General features: G+C 68.1%; 19 protein-coding genes. 3 read left to right on the top strand and 16 right to left on the bottom strand.

What is annotated here, in order from left to right; translation table 11 throughout:
• From ACZ50N_RS10980 to ACZ50N_RS10955, 6 genes are all read right to left on the bottom strand, one after another.
• The gene (locus ACZ50N_RS10980) at nt 1-684 is read right to left on the bottom strand and encodes a hypothetical protein (protein ID WP_464475344.1); all 684 of its coding nucleotides are present in this window, start codon (nt 682-684) and stop codon (nt 1-3) included.
• 80 nt (nt 685-764) lie between these two features.
• Nucleotides 765-1,151, bottom strand: a complete 387-nt coding sequence (locus ACZ50N_RS10975) for a DUF1304 domain-containing protein (RefSeq protein ID WP_464475343.1) — start codon at nt 1,149-1,151, stop codon at nt 765-767.
• Nucleotides 1,148-2,224: a Holliday junction branch migration DNA helicase RuvB gene (ruvB, locus tag ACZ50N_RS10970; RefSeq protein WP_046364852.1), complete on the bottom strand. Its 1,077-nt coding sequence runs from the start codon at nt 2,222-2,224 to the stop codon at nt 1,148-1,150. The genes ACZ50N_RS10975 and ruvB overlap by 4 nt, the downstream gene beginning before the upstream one ends.
• Nucleotides 2,224-2,811, bottom strand: coding sequence for a Holliday junction branch migration protein RuvA (gene ruvA, locus ACZ50N_RS10965; protein ID WP_464475342.1), 588 nt, complete (start codon nt 2,809-2,811; stop codon nt 2,224-2,226). Before ruvA ends, ruvB begins: the two co-directional genes overlap by 1 nt.
• On the bottom strand, nt 2,808-3,389 hold the full coding sequence (gene ruvC / locus ACZ50N_RS10960; RefSeq protein WP_082164106.1) for a crossover junction endodeoxyribonuclease RuvC: 582 nt from the start codon (nt 3,387-3,389) through the stop codon (nt 2,808-2,810). Before ruvC ends, ruvA begins: the two co-directional genes overlap by 4 nt.
• Nucleotides 3,390-3,421: 32 nt before the next feature.
• Nucleotides 3,422-4,033: a TetR/AcrR family transcriptional regulator gene (locus ACZ50N_RS10955; RefSeq protein WP_464475341.1), complete on the bottom strand. Its 612-nt coding sequence runs from the start codon at nt 4,031-4,033 to the stop codon at nt 3,422-3,424.
• Nucleotides 4,034-4,096: 63 nt separating this feature from the next.
• On the opposite strand from ACZ50N_RS10955, the gene ACZ50N_RS10950 reads away from it, so the two are divergent.
• Entirely contained in the window at nt 4,097-4,945 is an 849-nt protein-coding gene (locus ACZ50N_RS10950) for an alpha/beta fold hydrolase (protein WP_464475340.1), read from the top strand.
• On the opposite strand, the gene ACZ50N_RS10945 is transcribed toward ACZ50N_RS10950, so the two are convergent.
• From ACZ50N_RS10945 to ACZ50N_RS10900, 10 genes are all read right to left on the bottom strand, one after another.
• Complete coding sequence (locus tag ACZ50N_RS10945) at nt 4,926-5,294, bottom strand: cupin domain-containing protein (protein WP_464475339.1); 369 nt, start codon at nt 5,292-5,294, stop codon at nt 4,926-4,928. The two genes, ACZ50N_RS10950 and ACZ50N_RS10945, sit on opposite strands and share 20 nt — an antisense overlap.
• 28 nt (nt 5,295-5,322) lie before the next feature.
• Nucleotides 5,323-6,741 carry an NAD(P)/FAD-dependent oxidoreductase gene (locus ACZ50N_RS10940; protein ID WP_133414442.1) on the bottom strand — a complete coding sequence of 473 codons (1,419 nt, stop codon included), beginning with the start codon at nt 6,739-6,741 and terminating at the stop codon, nt 5,323-5,325.
• Nucleotides 6,742-6,768: 27 nt separating this feature from the next.
• Entirely contained in the window at nt 6,769-7,866 is a 1,098-nt protein-coding gene (locus ACZ50N_RS10935) for an ABC transporter ATP-binding protein (protein ID WP_464475338.1), read from the bottom strand.
• Nucleotides 7,856-8,656 (bottom strand): ABC transporter permease, encoded by an 801-nt coding sequence (locus ACZ50N_RS10930; protein WP_046364845.1) that lies wholly within the window; start codon nt 8,654-8,656, stop codon nt 7,856-7,858. The genes ACZ50N_RS10935 and ACZ50N_RS10930 overlap by 11 nt, the downstream gene beginning before the upstream one ends.
• Nucleotides 8,653-9,549: an ABC transporter permease gene (locus ACZ50N_RS10925; RefSeq protein ID WP_052765288.1), complete on the bottom strand. Its 897-nt coding sequence runs from the start codon at nt 9,547-9,549 to the stop codon at nt 8,653-8,655. The genes ACZ50N_RS10930 and ACZ50N_RS10925 overlap by 4 nt, the downstream gene beginning before the upstream one ends.
• A 28-nt stretch (nt 9,550-9,577) precedes the next feature.
• Entirely contained in the window at nt 9,578-10,696 is a 1,119-nt protein-coding gene (locus ACZ50N_RS10920) for an ABC transporter substrate-binding protein (protein ID WP_464475337.1), read from the bottom strand.
• Nucleotides 10,697-10,736: 40 nt separating this feature from the next.
• On the bottom strand, nt 10,737-11,324 hold the full coding sequence (locus ACZ50N_RS10915) for a type II toxin-antitoxin system RelB family anti-toxin (protein ID WP_046364843.1): 588 nt from the start codon (nt 11,322-11,324) through the stop codon (nt 10,737-10,739).
• Nucleotides 11,325-11,482: 158 nt separating this feature from the next.
• The gene (locus ACZ50N_RS10910) at nt 11,483-12,622 is read right to left on the bottom strand and encodes an FAD-dependent oxidoreductase (RefSeq protein ID WP_464475336.1); all 1,140 of its coding nucleotides are present in this window, start codon (nt 12,620-12,622) and stop codon (nt 11,483-11,485) included.
• Between the two features lie 74 nt (nt 12,623-12,696).
• Nucleotides 12,697-13,452 carry a YebC/PmpR family DNA-binding transcriptional regulator gene (locus ACZ50N_RS10905; protein ID WP_046364841.1) on the bottom strand — a complete coding sequence of 252 codons (756 nt, stop codon included), beginning with the start codon at nt 13,450-13,452 and terminating at the stop codon, nt 12,697-12,699.
• An 86-nt stretch (nt 13,453-13,538) separates the two neighbouring features.
• A complete protein-coding gene (locus ACZ50N_RS10900) occupies nt 13,539-14,138 on the bottom strand; it encodes a TetR/AcrR family transcriptional regulator (protein ID WP_464475619.1) in 600 nt (199 codons plus the stop codon).
• A gap of 54 nt (nt 14,139-14,192) precedes the next feature.
• On the opposite strand from ACZ50N_RS10900, the gene ACZ50N_RS10895 reads away from it, so the two are divergent.
• Nucleotides 14,193-15,944, top strand: a complete 1,752-nt coding sequence (locus ACZ50N_RS10895; RefSeq protein ID WP_464475335.1) for a CocE/NonD family hydrolase — start codon at nt 14,193-14,195, stop codon at nt 15,942-15,944.
• Nucleotides 15,945-15,955: 11 nt separating this feature from the next.
• Nucleotides 15,956-17,167, top strand: a complete 1,212-nt coding sequence (locus tag ACZ50N_RS10890; RefSeq protein ID WP_464475334.1) for an acyl-CoA dehydrogenase family protein — start codon at nt 15,956-15,958, stop codon at nt 17,165-17,167.
• Nucleotides 17,168-17,209 lie beyond the last annotated feature (42 nt).

The raw sequence follows: 17,209 nt of genomic DNA, 5'->3' as shown, positions 1-17,209 counted from the left end.
TCAGTGATCCACCAGGTTGCGGTCGCGCCGGTCGCCGAACAGGCGACCGCGCAGACCGCGCCGCGGTGCACGCTCCTGCGGACCGACCACCTCGGTGGGCTGCGCGCTCACTGGGGCGGTCGCCGTTCGACCGGTCACCGGGACGGGGCCGGTGTGGGTGGGGGCATCGACGGCAACGGGGCGGTTCGCGTATTCGACGTCACGCACACTGCGCACGGAGACCCTGCCCAGCGCCAGCGCGCCAAGGAAGATGATCACCGCGCCGAGCCCGTAGAAGTAGGTCAGGTCGAGCCAGACCCGCTTGGTCTCCGTATCGGCGATCGGGGCGCCGGCGTCGCCGAGCCCGAGCGGGCCCGCCAAGGCCCGTCCGATCACGAACCACGCCCCGCCGGCAACACTCAGCCAGCTGCCGAGCACCGCGGTCGCGCGGTTACGCGAGGTGAGCAGGACGAGACCGCCGAGCACCGTCACGATGCCGGGGAGCACCTCCAGCCAGCCCCGGCCGGTGGTCCAGGTCCACGCCTGATCGGGGGTGAAGGCGAAGTCGAAGTTCGGCCCGATGAACGGGACGAGCGCCCCCCACAGGCCGAGCAGGACGAGAAGGAAGCCGCTGGCGGCGCCGCGGCTGCGGGGAATGGTCATCCGACCGCCGCGAGGTCGGTCTGGGCGCTGAGTGTCGATCATGATGCCTCCTTGTGACGTGCCCGACGTGCGCACAGGAGTACCCCCGCCCCACCGGCGATAACCGAGGCGGGAATCGATCGTTACAGGGTTGAAGCCAGCAGCAGGAGCACGATCGCGACCAGCGGCAACGTCCCCTGCATCACCGCCGCGCGGGCCTTGTCCCGCGCGGAGACGACCAGCACGACCGCCGCGGCGAGCATCGACCCCAGCCCGGCATACAGCAGCGCAGCACCCACGGCGTCGGCACCGGTGGCCGTCGCGACGATGCCCGCGCCCGTCACGATCGCGAGGAACAGGTTGTAGTAGCCCTGATTCAGCGCCAACAGACGCGTGGTCTGGGCCTCTTCCTCGCTCATCCCCAACACCGCTCGCGTGCGCGGCGACGTCCAGGTCACAGACTCCATCACGAAGATGTAGACGTGCAGGATCGCGGCGAGCGCCGCGACGACCAGCGCGGCGGCGGTCATTCGAACAACCCCGTCTGCCCCAGCGCGCCCGCCCCGTTGGGTGGCGTCATACCCAGATGGGTCCATGCCGACCGGGTCGCGACCCGGCCGCGCGGGGTGCGGGCGATCATGCCCGCCCGCACCAGGAACGGCTCACACACTTCTTCCACGGTGGTAGCTTCCTCCCCCACCGCGACCGCGAGAGTCGACACGCCGACCGGCCCGCCTCCGAAACTCTTGGTCAGCGCCGTCAACACGGCGCGATCCAGACGATCCAGGCCGAGCTCGTCGACGTCGTAGACCTCCAACGCGTATTTGGCGATATCGCGGGTGATGACGCCGTCGGCCCGGACTTCGGCGTAATCGCGGACCCGCCGCAACAGCCGGTTGGCGATACGCGGCGTACCACGGGATCGGCGGGCGATCTCGGCGCCGGCTTCAGCACCCAGCTCGATGCCGAGGATGCCGGCCGAGCGGGCCAGCACCCGCTCCAGTTCCGCCGGCTCGTAGAAGTCCATGTGCGCGGTGAAACCGAACCGGTCACGCAGCGGCCCGGTCAACGCGCCGGAGCGGGTGGTGGCGCCGACCAGGGTGAACGGCGCCACCTCCAACGGAATCGACGTGGCGCCAGGGCCTTTGCCGACGACCACGTCGACGCGGAAATCCTCCATCGCGAGGTAGAGCATCTCCTCGGCCGGCCGGGCGATCCGGTGGATCTCGTCGATGAACAAGACGTCATGCTCGACGAGATTGGACAGCATCGCGGCCAGGTCGCCCGCGCGCTCGAGCGCCGGACCCGACGTGAGGCGCAGCGACGAACCCAACTCGGCCGCGATGATCATGGCCAGCGACGTCTTACCCAGACCGGGCGGCCCGGACAGCAGGATGTGGTCGGGCGTGCCGCCGCGGTTCTTCGCACCCTCGAGGACCAGCTGCAGTTGCTCGCGCACCCGCGGCTGGCCAATGAACTCGCCGAGCGAGCGCGGCCGGAGACTCGCGTCGATATCGCCCTCGCCGACCGTGAGCGCCGGCGACACGTCCCGCTCGTCAGCATCGTCGAGCGAGCCGTCCTGATCTCCGCTGAACCGGCCCATCACTTCTTCCCCAGCATCGACAACGCCGCGCGCAGAGCACCAGAGGTGGTCGCGTCAGGATCGTCGGCGAGCACCTTGTCGGTGGCCTCCTCGGCCTGCTTCTGCGCGAAGCCGAGCCCGACGAGCGCCTCGACGACGGGCCCGCGGATGCCGTGTCCGCCGGCAGCGGCGAGCCCGGACGAGGACGACACACCCACCTTGTCCCGCAGCGTCAGCACCAGCAGCTCAGCAGTCTTCTTGCCCACCTTGGGGATTCGGACGAGTGCGGTCACGTCGCCGTCGCCGATGGCCGCCCGCAGGGTCGGGCCGTCGTACATCGCCAGCGCACCCAACGCGATGCTCGGCCCGATACCGGACACCCCGAGCAGTGTCAGGAAGAGGTCCCGGGCATCGGAGTCGCCGAAGCCGTAGAGGGTCTGTGAGTCTTCGCGCACGATCATCGCGGTGATCAGCCGCGCCTCGGTGCCGCGCCGCAACGTCGCCAACGTCGACGGGGTGGCCATCACCTTGTAGCCCACCCCGGCGGCCTCGATCACCACGTGATCGAGCGCGATGTCGAGGACCTCGCCGCGGACCGAGGCGATCATCGCGCGCTCTTCGACATCGTGGAGACCTTGGCCGCCTTGAGGGTGGCCTTGTACTTGCGGCGCTGTTCGGCGGCCATCGCCTCCGCCTCGGCCATCCGGGCGATCATCGGTGCGCGCCAGCAATGACAGATCGCCAGGGCCAGCGCATCGGCCGCGTCGGCCGGGGTCGGCTTCTGTTGCAGGGCAAGGATTCTCGTGACCATTTCGGTCACCTGAGCCTTGTCGGCCCGGCCGTTGCCGGTGACCGCGGCCTTCACCTCGCTGGGCGTGTGGAAGTGCACGTCGATGTCCCGACGGGCGGCGGCCAGCGCGACCACGCCACCCGCCTGCGCGGTACCCATCGCGGTGTTGGCGTTCTGGTTGGAGAACACCCGCTCGATCGCGATGACGTCAGGGGTGTGGGTGTCGAGCCAGTGCTCGACCGCGTCGCTGATCGCGAGCAGGCGGTGCGCCAGCGGGTGGTCTGCCGGGGTACGCACCACATCCACATCCAGCGCGATCACCTGCCGGCCGCGCCCGCTCTGGATCACCGACAACCCGCACCGGGTCAGCCCGGGGTCGACACCCATCACCCGCACGCCAGCCTCCTACAGAACATTTGTTCGAGAGCTTAGCTTTCGGCACCGACCGTCGGCGGCAGGGACACGCGCGCCAGCGCGATTCCGCGGTACTGCGGCGCCAGCGTGCGGCCGGCTGCCAGCAGCGGCTCGGTCGTGCGCAGCGCACGGGCGAGCAGGAACGCACCCTCGAGGGCGCCGATCAATGCGACCGTGAGGTCTCGGGCGAACCGGTCGTCGAGACCCCGGGCGACGAAGTAGGCGGTGCCGCCGTCGATCCAGCCGTCGAAGACGTCCCGGGTGGTCTGCCGGAGCTCCTCGACGGTGTCGGCGACCTCCGCCGCCACGCTGGCAACCGGACACATGTTGGCGAAACCGGTGGCTTCCATGTCCTCGGCGGCCTGGTCGAAGACGCCGCCGACCGCCTCGCCGAGATCGGTGTACGCATCGATGATCGTGGGGATGAGCAGGCCGTACGCCGCGCCGGCGTTGCGGAGCGCTTCCCGTGCGATCGCCACCTTGCCCGCGCGGAAGTGGTGGTACAGCGACCCGATGGGCGCGCCCGACGCCTCGGCGATGTCTTTCATGCCGACCCCGGCGTAGCCGCGGTGGCGCATCAGTTCCGCGGCCGCGGTGAGGATCGATTCCCGGGTGGACCTTGCCATGTTCGCCTCCTGCTGCCAGGCTAGAGCATACGTTCTAGAATCATCGTTCTAGTGGAGGTCCGAATGAAGTCCGTCGAGGTCGCCGCAGGCACCCTGCACTACCGCGAGGAAGGAGATCCCGGCGGGCCGCCGGTGGTGCTGCTGCACGGACTCCTGATGAACGACGCACAGTGGGAGACGGCACTGCCACACCTGCCGCGGGGGTACCGCTACCTGTTGCCCGTGCTGCCGATGGGCGGCCATCGCGCACCGATGCGCGAGGATGCCGATCTGACGATGCCGGGAATGGTGGCCATCGTCGCGGATTTCCTCGACGCCATGGACCTCGCCAACGTCACCCTGGTCGTCTCGGACTGGGGTGGCGCCCTGTTCCTCACCGACATCGGCCGGGACACGCGGGTGTCCCGATTGGTCATCTGCCCGTCGGAGGCGTTCGACAACTTCCCGCCGGGCTGGCCCGGCAAGGTCGCGTGGCTGGCCAGTCGCACCACCGGCACGGTGTGGCTGGCGATGCGGCAACTGCAGATCGGCTGGCTCCGCAAGCAGCGGCTGATGTTCGGAATGATGGCGAAAAAGCCTGTGCCGCAAGCAATTGTCCATGAATGGCTGGCGGCCGGCTTGACCGACCCCGCCATCCGGCGCGACCTGGTCAAGTACTGCCGTACCAGATTCGACAAGGCAGACCTGATCCGGGCGACCGAGCGACTGGCCGACTTCGACCGGCCCGCGCTGGTGTTGTGGAGCGACAACCCGGTGATGCCGGCCGACCATGCACGACGCCTGGCCGAGCTGCTCCCCCAGGGCCGGCTGGAGTTCATCGACGACGCCTACGTGCTGGTGATGCTCGACCAACCCGAGCGCACCGCGGCCGCGATCGGCGCGTTCCTGGGAGCTACCGCGAACCGACGATGACGTAGGTCTTGCGAACCGTCTCGGTGATGCGCCACGTCCCGCGCCATCCCCTGGGCAGCACCAGCAGCGAGCCGGGACCGATGTCCGCGCTCGTGCCGTCCTCGCCGACGACTGTTCCCGAGCCGGTGAGGATATGGCACACCTCGGTGTCGGCGGACCGGTCGGCGGTGAATTCGCCAGGGCCGCACTCCCACACGCCGGCGTGCGTGGTGTCTCCCGACCAGACGTTGAGGGTGGATTCGAACTGATTGTTCACGCTGGTCGGTTTGGCCTGGGGCTCAGGGAGTTCCGCGGTCATCGCATTGGCGTGGCGCAGGTGCGAATCGGCGCCGACGTGCTGTGTGGTCATCGTGTCGTCCTGTCGTCGTCGGTGGCGCTCAGCGGCCGGTGATCTTGTTGGCCAACCGCGCCAGTCCACTGGTCTTCGAGAGCCCGTTGGCCGCCTCTCGGCGGTCGGCGTTGCGATAGAGCGCATACATCGTCTGCACGCCGAGCCACCGCAACGGTTCGGGCTCCCACTTGCGCACGCGCCGGCCGACCCAGGGCAACCGCGTCAGCTCGGTGTCCCGTTCGAGCACCAGGTCGGCGAGGGTGTGCCCGGCCAGGTTGGTGGTCGTGAGGCCGCTGCCGACGTAGCCGCCGGCGGTGCCGAAACCGGTTGCGCGGTCGAAGTCGACGGTGGCCGTCCAGTCACGGGGAACCCCGAGCACCCCGCACCACGCATGCGTGATCGGAACCTGACTCGCCGCGGGGAACATGTCGCGTAGCAGCGCCGTCAGCGCGTCGACGGTCCATTGCTGCGTGGTTCCACGGTTGTCGAGCGTGGAGGCGAACCGGTAGGGAATTCCTCGGCCGCCGAGGGCGATCCGATTGTCGGCGGTGCGCTGGGCGTACATGTATCCGTGCGCGAAATCGCCCAGCAGCTCGGCGCCGGCCCAACCCACGTCCTTCAGGACGTCCTCGGGCAGGGGTTCGGTGACGATCATCGACGAGTTCATCGGCAGCCACTCGCGGCGCTGACCCGGCATCGTCGCGGTGAATCCCTCGAGGCAGCGCAGGACCACCGGCGCGCGCACGACGCCGCGCGTGGTCACCGCGCGCCGGTCCTCGATCCGGGTCACCTCAGTCTGCTCGTAGATCGCGACACCCATGGCCTCCACGACGCGCGCGAGCCCCTGCACCAACTTGGCGGGTTGCACCCGCGCGCAGTGCGGACTGAACAGTGCGCCCACCGTCTTGTCCACCCGGATGCGGCTGTTGGATTCGTCGCCGGTCAGCAGGACGAAGTCCTCCGGTCCCGCACCCCAGCGGGCCTCGTAGTCGAGTGACTCGCGCAGGCGACCCATCTGCGCCGCATTGCGCGCCACGTGCAGCAGTCCGTCCTTGACGATGTCGGCGTCGATGCCCTCGGCGTCCGTCACGCCGATCACCTCGTCGACCGCCGCGCGCATCGCACGCATCAGGGTGACGACACCGTCGTGCCCGTGCGTCGAGGCGTAAGCCTCACGCGAGCCGGCCAATTCGGCCGACAGCCATCCGCCGTTGCGCCCGGATGCGCCGAATCCGGCGAACTCCTTCTCCAGGATCGCGATGCGCAGATCGGGCTGTTCGCGTTTGAGGTAGTAGGCCGACCAGAGTCCGGTCAGGCCCGCTCCCACGATGCAGACGTCGACGTCGAGCGAACCGGGCAGCGGCAATCGCGATTCCGGGAACCCCGCGGCGCGATACCAGTACGACACACTGCCGTTGACGAAGTCGTTGGCGAGACTGCCCGGCGTGTGACCTGCGGATGACATGGTGTGCTCCTGTAGTTCGGGTGATGCTCAGTTCGTGGCGTCGGCGGGGAGGATCGCCGCGTTGTCGGGGTCGAACGTCAACCAGACGTCCTGCCCCGGTTCGGCGCGGGTGATGCTGCCCGCGCTCTCCCGCACCAGCACAACGGTGTCATCCGGCAACCGGACCTCCACCTTGCGCGAGTTACCGAGATAGATGTGCTGTATCACCCTGCCCGGCAGGGCGTTTCCGGCCGGCGGCGCACCGGGGTCGACGACGATCCGGATGCGCTCAGGACGCACGACGACCGCGACGGCCGCACCGGAGTCGGCGTCGCCGCGCCCGGCCACCACGCGACGGCCGCCGACGTCGACGGTCCGCGGGTCGATCACCGTGCCGTGGAACAGGGACGACTCCCCGAGAAAGCGCGCGACGAACACACTTTTGGGATGTTCGTACAGTTCGGTTGGGGTGCCGATCTGTTCGATGCGCGCGTTGTTGAAGACCGCGATGCGGTCCGACAGCACCAGCGCCTCGTCCTGGTCGTGGGTGACGTAGACGAACGTCGTGCCGAGTTCGCCGTGGATGCGCTTGATCTCCAATTGCAGGGAGTCGCGCAGTTTCTTGTCCAGCGCACCGAGCGGCTCGTCCATCAACAGCACGCTCGGTTCGTAGACCATGGCCCGAGCGAGCGCGACCCGCTGCTGCTGACCGCCCGACAGTTCCTTGGGCATGCGCTTGCCGTAGTCCTGCAGGCCGACGGTCCGCAGCGCCGCGGCCACCTTGGCGGCGCGGTCGGCCTTGCCGATCTTGCGTTGCCGCAGCGGGTATTCGACGTTCCCCGTCACCGTCATGTGCGGGAACAGGGCGTAGTGCTGGAACACCATGCCGATGTTGCGGCGGTAGGGCGGCAGGTCCGCGACCGGCCTGCCGTCGATCTGCAAATCGCCGTCGGTGACGTCGACGAAACCCGCGATCATGTTGAGCGTGGTGGTCTTGCCCGATCCGCTGGGTCCGAGCAGAGTGAGGAACTCCCCCGGCCGAGCGTCGAGGTCGATGGCGTCGACGGCGGTCACCGAGCCGTAGCGTTTGGTCAAGCGCCGCAACGTGATCGATGCGCCGTGCGGGGTGGCGGTGTCAGCGGACACGGTTCCTCCTGCTCGAGTAGACGCCCGCGACGACGGTCAGGACCGTGGTCAGGGCGAGGATGACGGTGGCCGCCGCGGCGATCGTCGGGTCGGTGTCGCGCGTCACCGACGCGTACATCCGGACCGGCAGCGTCTGCAGATACGGACTCTGGATGAACAGCGACAGCACGACCTCGTCGAAGCTGGTGGCGAACGCGAACAGCGCACCGGACAGCACACCCGGCGCCACCTGCGGCAGCGTGACGGTGCGGAACGTCGTCCAGCGGCCCGCACCGCACACCGCGGCGGCGTCTTCGAGGCGCCGGTCGAAGCCGGCGAGGCTGGCAGAGACCGGGATGATGACGAACGGCAGCGCCAGCACGCTGTGAGCGACGACGAAACCCACCGTCGTACCCAGCAGATTGAGCCGCAGATAGATCGCGTAGATGCCGATCGACACGACGATCACCGGAACGATCATCGGGGACAACAGAAGTGCTCGCAGTCCCTGGTCACCGAAGAAGCGCGTGCGGCTGAACGCCACCGCCGCAGCGGTACCGCAGATCGTCGCGACCACGGCCACCAGCAGACCGACACGGATGCTGGCCTCCAGCGCCCACAACCACGATGGATCGGTGAAGAAGTTTGTGTACCACTGCGTGGACCACCCGGTCGGCGGGAAGGTGAACGTCGGCCGGTCGGTGAAGCTCAACGGGATGACGACCAGCGACGGCGCCACCAGCCACCCGGCGACCGCCGCGCAGAACACGACAAGGACAGCGCGCCAGAACTTTCCGCTGTGCCGGGTCACGACGACTGCTCCTGGCGAGAGCCGCGGCGCATGACGACCATGAGCACCGCGAGGACGAGGAAGGTCAGCAGGAGCAGTACGACCCCCATCGCCGCACCCCTGCCCCACTGCAGGAGGCTGTTCACCTGCACGTAGATCTGCTGGCTGATCAACGCGTTGTCCGGCGACCCGAGCAGCGCCGGCGTGACGTAGAAACCAAGGCTGCTGATGAAGACCATCAGCGCACCGGCACCCACGCCCGGCATCGTCAACGGCGCCCAGACGCGGACGAAGGACGTCAGGGGCCGTGCGCCCAGACTCGACGATGCGAGGATCAGTCGCCGGTCGATCCCCGACATCACCGCGTAGAGCGGCAACACCATGAACGGCAGCAGAATCTGGCTCATTCCGATCACCACGCCGAGGTTGGTGCGGATGAGCTGGACGTCCCCGAGCCCTATCAGGCGGAGCACCGCGTGCGCGGGGCCGTTGTCCTGCAACAGGATCACCCACGCGAAGGTGCGCACCATCAGGCTGGTCCAGAACGGGACCAGCACCAACATGGTGAGCGCGGCGCGCACCTTCGGCCCGAACGACACCATCGCGTAGGCATACGGGTACCCCAGCAACAGACAGATGACCGTCACCTCGAGACCTGTGGTGAACGTCCGCAGCAGGACCGCGCGCTGAACGGGGTCGCCGACGTACCAGACGAAGTTCTCCACGCCCACCGTCGGATCGGTGAACGCACGCCACAGCATGACCGCGAGCGGCACCACGAACACGCCGACCACCAGGATCACCGACGGGCTCAGCAGCGCATAGGCGCCACGGCGGCGCCGTTTGGCCCCCTCCGACTCGGTGCGCGACCGCGGCGGTGCGGCGCCTCCGGCGAAAACGTCGACCACGGTCATCGTCTACCCAGTTCTCGCTCGAGAATCCTTACTTGGCAAGCCAATCCGAGTACGCGCTGTTCATCGCATCGTTGTTCTTCGACCACCAGGCGACATCGAGCGGGAAGCGATCCTTCGCTCGCTCCGGGGTCGTGGTGAGGTAACTCTTGGCCAGCTCGTCGAGCTGCGGTTTCGCATCGACGTTGATCGGGCTGTAGGACGTCAGCTCCGACAGCTTGGCCTGCTGCTCTGCGCCCAGGTAGTAGTTGATCAGCGCCATCGACGCTTTGGGGTTCTTCGCTCCCTTGGGCACCGCGATCGTGTCGGCCTCCGGCATCCACTGATTCCACATCGGCGCGAACGGCGCACCGTTCTTCACAGCCGAGTAGGCGCGACCACTCCACACCAGCGCCATGTCGACCTGGCCGGCCTCGATGAGCTGCTGCGAGTGGGCCCCGCTGTTCCAGAACACGATGTCCGGACGGATCGACGCCATCTTCGCAAGGGCCCGCGGCGCGTCCAGCGGATACATCTGGTCGGGTGCGACACCGTCGGCGAGCAGAGCACCCTCGAGGACGCCCATGTCCAGCTCACCCGCGATGCCCTCGATGGCCCGCTTGCCGGGGAACTTTGCCGTGTCGTAGAAGTCGGCCCACGACGTGGGCGGGTTGGCGCCGTACTTGTCCTTGTTGTAGACGACGATCAAGCCGTAGCCCATCGCGGGCACCGAGCACTCATCGGTCTTGGCGCTGGGCGGGATCTTGCTGACATCGACGATGCTGGTGTCGATCGGCATGAACAGGTCGCCACAGTGCTGGGCGGTGGTGACGTTGGTCGAATCGACGACGTCCCACGTCACGTTTCCGGACTCGACCTGGGTCTTGATCTTGGCGGTCTCGGTGGGCCCGTCCTGCAGCACCCGTGCGCCCGACTCCTTGGCGAAGGGGTCGATCGCGGCCTGCGTCTGGCCGTCCTGGAAGATGCCGCCGTACGACACGAAGGTGAGTGTCACGCCCTTGAGCGCGTCCTTCTTCACCACGCCGGCCTGGGGCGGACCGCTACCCAGGTCGACATCCGCGCCGGGTCCCGGTCCGCCCGAACACGCGGTGAGCAGCACACCGGTGGCCAGCACTGCAGGCAGACGCTTGACGAAAGTGGTTGAGGCCATGCGGATCTCCTTCTGTCGGCGACGTCGTCGTCGCGGGCGTTCAGTTGGTTGGCGGACTGACGATCCACAGCACTTCGGCCGGGGCGTCACTGTGGTTGTGCAGGGTGTGCGGGGTCGAGGTCCGGTATTCGGCGCTGTCACCGGTCTGCAGCACGTAAGTTCTGCCGTCGAGCTCCAGAGTCGGGCTGCCGGCGATGACGATGAGGATCTCCTGTGCATCACCGTGGACGTACGCCTCGCCAGCGCTGGCCCCGGGAGCCATCTCGCCGGCGTACAACTCGAGGTTGCGCAGCGGCTTCTGCGAGAGCAGGTACTTGGCGCTCAGGTCGGAGACCTCGATCACCGGCCGATCAGCCTTGCGCAGGATGCGCAGTTCGCCGACCTCTTCGTCGGTGAACAAGTCCGGCAGCGTGACGCCGAGTTCCTCGGACAGCCGGCGCAACGTGCCCACGCTGGCATTGACCTGGCCCCGTTCGACCTGGCTGAGAAAGCCGGCCGAGATCCGGGCGCGGTCTGCCAGGTCGCGCAGCGTCAGCTGTCGCGCCAGCCGGAACTGACGGATGCGGCCGCCGACCGCGGCATCCGGCGCAGCAGCCGGGGTCAGGCCGGGGTCAGCGGTTGAACTCATAGGGCAAAAATCTCGTTTCCCGTCATAGAACGCAACGATGCGTGCCAGCGAACAGTTTGTTCGTATTGACGGTCAACCCTAGGAAGCCCGCGCGCAAATCGCAAGGCGTGGATCACAAATGGACACAGACTATGACCTGGGTCACATGAGTGGCAGAGTTAGTGCCGGCCGAGTGCGTGGGGTCCTTCGCGGGTGGGCATCCCGCCGGCGAAGCGGGCCGACGAGAAGGCGGCGACGTCGTCGTCGGGCGTGCGCCCCTCGGCGAGGTCGGCGAGCACCTCACCCATCAACGCCGAGTACTTGAACCCCTCACCGGAATCGCCGCACGCGATGACGACTCCCCCGTCCATCCTGTCGATCACGAACCGCCCGTCCGGCGAATCGGTCCACGAGCAGACCTGGGCGTCCAACACGGTCGGTGTCACCGCGCCGATATCCGCGGCGACGCGTTGCCGGATGGTCTCGGTCCGGCCGGGGTCCGGGGTCCGGTCGTCGTCGCTGTCGACGTAGTCGCGCAACGGGCGGTCCAGACCGACCTTGTAGCCGACGCCCGGAGTCGGCATCGCATAGATGCCCGGCCGCTCGTGAGAGGGGCCGTCGAAGAGACACGGTAGGTCGTCGCCAGCATCCGGCCGGCCGCGCTGGCCGAAGTGCACCACCTGCTCGAGGTAGGGATGGAGGACGAGGTCGATGCCGAGTCCGCCGAGGAGGGCACCGGCACCGGGACCGGGTGCGACGACGACCGCGTCAGCCGTCAGCACTGTCCCGTCGTCGAGCACGACCCGCGCATCCGGCTCCACCGACGCCACCGATCGCGTCAGAAGTGTTGACTCAACGCCGTTTTCGAAGAGTTGTCGCTGCGCCCTGAGTGACTCGGCCGCCAGGACCACCCCCGCCTCGGGTTGCCACACCGCCGATCGGCCGTCGCTGCGCAGCGCCGGGAAGAAGCGCGCGACGTCGGCCGCCGCCACAACGGTGTGATCGATGTCGAGTGCCTGCATCGTCGCGGTCAGCGCGGGCAGTGACACATCGTCGCGCCACAGGAGTCCACGCTCGAGGAACACCGTCACACCGGAACGGTCTGCGAGCTTGCGCATGGCCTCGACACCGCGGACCGCGAGCCGAACGCGCGCCGGGTCGGGATCAGCGAGCCGCCACAGACGAGTGGGTCCCACCGATGAGGACAGCCGGTTGGCCACCCCGTGCCTGTCGATCAACGAGACCCGATGGCCACGCCTGGACAGCTCGGCCGCGGCCGGGAGACCCCAGGCGCCGGCCCCGACGACGACGCACTTCATCCGTGTACCTCTCGAACGATGGCTGACCGTCCAGACGGAACGCCAACGGGCGATCGCCCGCCGGCGTGGTCAGCTCACTCCTCGTCGAGCGCGGCCGCGACGTCGTCGGGGATGTCGATGTTGGTGTAGACGTCCTGCACGTCGTCACTGTCTTCGAGCGCATCGACGAGCTTGAGCACCTTGCGGGCACCCTCGAGGTCCACTGGGACGCTCACCGACGGCTGGAACGTGGCCTCGGCGGACTCGTAGTCGATACCCGCGTCCTGCAGCGCCGTCCGCACCGCGACCAGATCGGTCGGTTCGGAGATGATCTCGAAGCTGTCGCCCAGGTCGTTGACGTCCTCGGCGCCGGCGTCGAGCACGGCGGCCAGCACGTCATCCTCGGTCAGCGCGTTCTTCTCCAGCGTCACCACGCCCTTGCGGGTGAACAGATAGGACACCGAACCCGGATCGGCCATGTTGCCGCCGTTGCGGGTCATCGCTACCCGGACCTCACCGGCGGCCCGGTTGCGGTTGTCGGTCAGACATTCGACCAGCACGGCGACGCCGTTGGGGCCGTAGCCCTCATAGGTGATGGTCTGCCAGTCCGCACCACCGGCTTCTTCGCCTGCGCCGCGCTTGCGGGCGCGCTCGATGTTGTCGTTGGGCACCGAGTTCTTCTTGGCCTTCTGAATGGCGTCGTAGAGGGTCGGGTTGCCGGCCGGATCGCCGCCGCCGGTCCGCGCCGCGACCTCGATGTTCTTGATCAGCTTGGCGAAGTTCTTGCCGCGACGTGCGTCGATCACGGCCTTCTTGTGCTTTGTGGTGGCCCACTTGGAATGGCCGCTCATCTACTCGCTACCTCTTTCACACCGACACTCACATCGACTGTCACGTCGACCTACGTAGAAGTCCGATGGACCAGTCTACGTGCCCGTCAGCCCAGGTCGTGCTCGATGTAGCGCTGCAGCGCGGGTGCCACCGCGGCCACCAGCGCGTCGTCGGTCATCGATGCGACGGGTTCGATGCGCCAGACGTATCGGACCATCGCCAAGCCCATCAGCTGCGAGGAGATCAGTCCGCTGCGCGTCAGGCGATCGGCGTCGTCGTCTCCCAGTTGCGACACCCCCAGCAGGCTGCTCTCCACCACGCGGCGCAACTTCTCGCGGGTGGTCGCCTCGTGCGCCGCGGTCTGCAGGATCGCCCGTAACACCGGGCCGATCTCGTCGTCGGCCCACGCGCCGAGCATCAGCCGGATCAGCGCCTCCCCCAACCGGTCGACCGGCGTCGCCCAGGTCGCGGCCACGCCGTCCAGCCAGCGCTGCGGCGGATCGGTCGCAGCGTCGAGCAGTGCCTCCTTGGACCCGAAGTAGTGGTAGACCAGCGCCGGATCCACGTCGGCGGCCCGCGCGACGGACCGGATCGTGGTGCCGGCGTACCCGGTGTCGGCGAACGCTTCCCGGGCCGCGATCAGGATGCGCGCAGCGAGCACACCACGTTCATCACGCGGCCCCGGGACGGTCAACACGGTGAGCATCGTACCCATGAGTTTCACCTTGCGTTGAAACTAGTTTCACCATACCGTGAAACTATGACGGAACGGCGGCTCAACGGACCTCAGGACACCGGGCGCGACTACCGCAACCTGAGCCGGCCGAGCTTCGGTGTCAGACACCTGATCAACCAGCGCGTCGCGCTGCGCGACGGCGTCGACCTGATGGCCGACGTACACCTCCCTCGTGCGGACGGCCGGTTCCCGGCACTCATCGCCGCGTCGCCCTACCCCAGGCAGATGCAGGACCTCGGTGCGCCCGCCGGTTTCATCGAGGCGGGTGCGACGGATTTCTGGGTGCCCCGCGGCTACGTGCACCTGATCGCCAACGTGCGTGGCACCGGCGGCTCGGGCGGGGTGTTCGGCTTCATGGACGCCCAGGAACGACACGACATGTACGACCTGGTCGAGTGGGCGGCCGCCCAACCGTGGTGCGACGGCAACGTCGGCATGATCGGCATCAGTTACTTCGCGATGACCCAGCTGGAGGCCGCCGTCGAGCGGCCGCCGCACCTGCGCGCGATCTTCCCCGTCGCCGCGACCGCCGATCTCTACGAGGCGGCGTCGCACCACGGCCTGGCGAGTTCGTCGTTCATCACGCCGTTCCTGGCGATGATGGGACTGACCTCCGACCGCAGCGATGCGTTCTGGCGCCGGAACCCTGCGCTGGCGGTGGCCCGCCGCATCCTGAACCTCCCCCAGGTGCACGCGAAGTTCGCCACGATGAACGGCGAGGCCGCCGTCACGATGATGCGCCAGCTCCTCAAGGTGCCGCATCAACCACACCCGTGGGACGACCTGTGGCTCGACACGATGGTCAGACATCCTCTGCGTGACGAGTGGTGGGAGGAGCGCAATCTGCTGCCGCTGCTGAGCAACGTCGAGATCCCCGTCTACCTGGGCTGCGACTGGGAGAACGTGCCACTGCACCTGCCCTCCACGTTCACCGCGTGGAAAGCGTTGCAACACAACCCGAATGTGCGAATGGCGATGCTGGGCCGATACGGCCTGACCTGGCCCTGGGAGAGCCTGCACACCGAAGCGCTTGCCTGGTACGACCACTGGCTCAAGGGCGCCGACACCGGAATCATGGACGGCCCACCCGTGCGCTACGTCCTGCCGGGCGCCGACGGTTGGCACACCAGCGGCAGCTGGCCGCCGCGCGCGGACTACCGGGAGTTCGCCTTGCGTGCGGACGGCGCACTCTCCGAGGACGAGGGCGCACCCGGCACACGGGAGTACCTCACGCTGGGCGCCGGCCTGAACCGCGTCACGTCGAGTCCGATCGATCCGCCCGTCGCGCTCACGTGGACCACCGATCCGCTGCCTGCCGCACTCGACGTCGTCGGCCCCATCGAGCTGCGGCTGCATGCCGCCGCCACCGCGACCGACACCGCGTGGCTGGCCACGCTGCGCGACGTGGCGCCCGACGGAGACGTCGCCGAGGTGACAGCCGGGTGGCTGCGCGCCGGCCTTCGCACGGTCGACGAGGCGCAGAGCCGCGACGGGGCGCCCGAGCTGCGGTGCGACCGCGCGGTGGCGGTGCCTGTCGGTGATGTGGTCGTCTATCGCATTCCCCTGGTGGCCAACGCCCGTCGCTTCGCGGCGGGCCACCGCCTCGAGCTGGTGCTCACCAGTGACGACCAGAATCCGCAGACGCCGGCAATCATGAACTTCCGCCACGCCAGCGTCGGCACCAGCAGCGTCAACACCGTGCACTCCGCATCGCGGCTGCTCATCCCCGTGTTAGCTGAAACACAGTCCCTATCTGCGATTCTTACTCCGGAGTAAGATCCCGTTGCATGACGTTCTCCCTGGAGTTGTCCTCGGACCTGCTCGACGTGCAGAAGTGGGTCCACGAGTTTGCCAACGACGTCGTCCGCCCCGCTGCCGCGGAGTGGGACGAGCGCGAGGAAACCCCGTGGCCGATCATCCAGGAAGCCGCCAAGGTGGGGCTGTACTCCGTGGAGTTCTTCGCCGAGCAGGCTGCCGAGCCCAGCGGGCTGGGCATGATCGTCGCGTTCGAGGAGCTGTTCTGGGGTGACGCCGGCATCGCGCTGTCCATCCTCGGCACCGGCCTGGCCGCGGCGTCCGTCGCCGCGAACGGCACCCCCGAGCAGGTCGGCGAATGGGTGCCCCAGATGTTCGGCTCCGTCGACGATCCCAAGGTCGCGGCGTTCTGTTCGTCCGAGCCCAACGCCGGCTCCGACGTCGGCTCGATCCTGACCCGCGCCCGCTACGACGAGGCCACCGACGAATGGGTGCTCAACGGCACCAAGACATGGGCCACCAATGGCGGCATCGCCAACGTGCACGTCGTCGTCGCCTCGGTGCATCCCGAGTTGGGCACCCGCGGCCAGGCATCATTCATCATCCCGCCCGGCACCGCGGGCCTCAGCCAGGGCCAGAAGTTCCTCAAGCACGGCATCCGCGCCTCGCACACGGCCGAGGTGGTACTCGACGACGTCCGCATCCCCGGCCGGCTGATCGTGGGCGGCAAGGAGAAGTTCGACGCCCGCATCGCCAAGGTGCGCGACGGCAAGAAGGCCGCCGGCCAGGCCGCGATGGCGACCTTCGAGCGCACCCGCCCGACCGTCGGCGCCATGGCCGTCGGTGTGGCACGCGCCGCCTACGAATACGCCCGCGACTACGCCGCCGAACGCGAGCAGTTCGGCCGCAAGATCGGCGAATTCCAGGCTGTCGCCTTCAAATTGGCCGACATGAAGGCCCGCATCGACGCCGCCCGGCTGCTGGTGTACCGCGCCGGCTGGATGGCCCGCAACGGTAAAGCCTTCGATTCCGCCGAAGGTTCGATGGCCAAGCTGGTGGCCAGCGAAGCCGCCGTCTACGTCACCGACGAGGCGATCCAGATCCTGGGCGGCAACGGCTACACCCGCGAATACCCGGTGGAGCGGATGCACCGGGACGCCAAGATCTTCACGATCTTCGAAGGCACCAGCGAGATCCAACGCCTGGTGATGGCGCGCGCGATCACCGGGCTGGCAATTCGCTGAGCGCCGCAGCGCTAACACGGGTGCAACATCGGCGAAACAGGG

Source organism: Mycolicibacterium obuense, from assembly GCF_055397605.1.
This window is presented reverse-complemented; position numbering and strand designations above follow the sequence as displayed.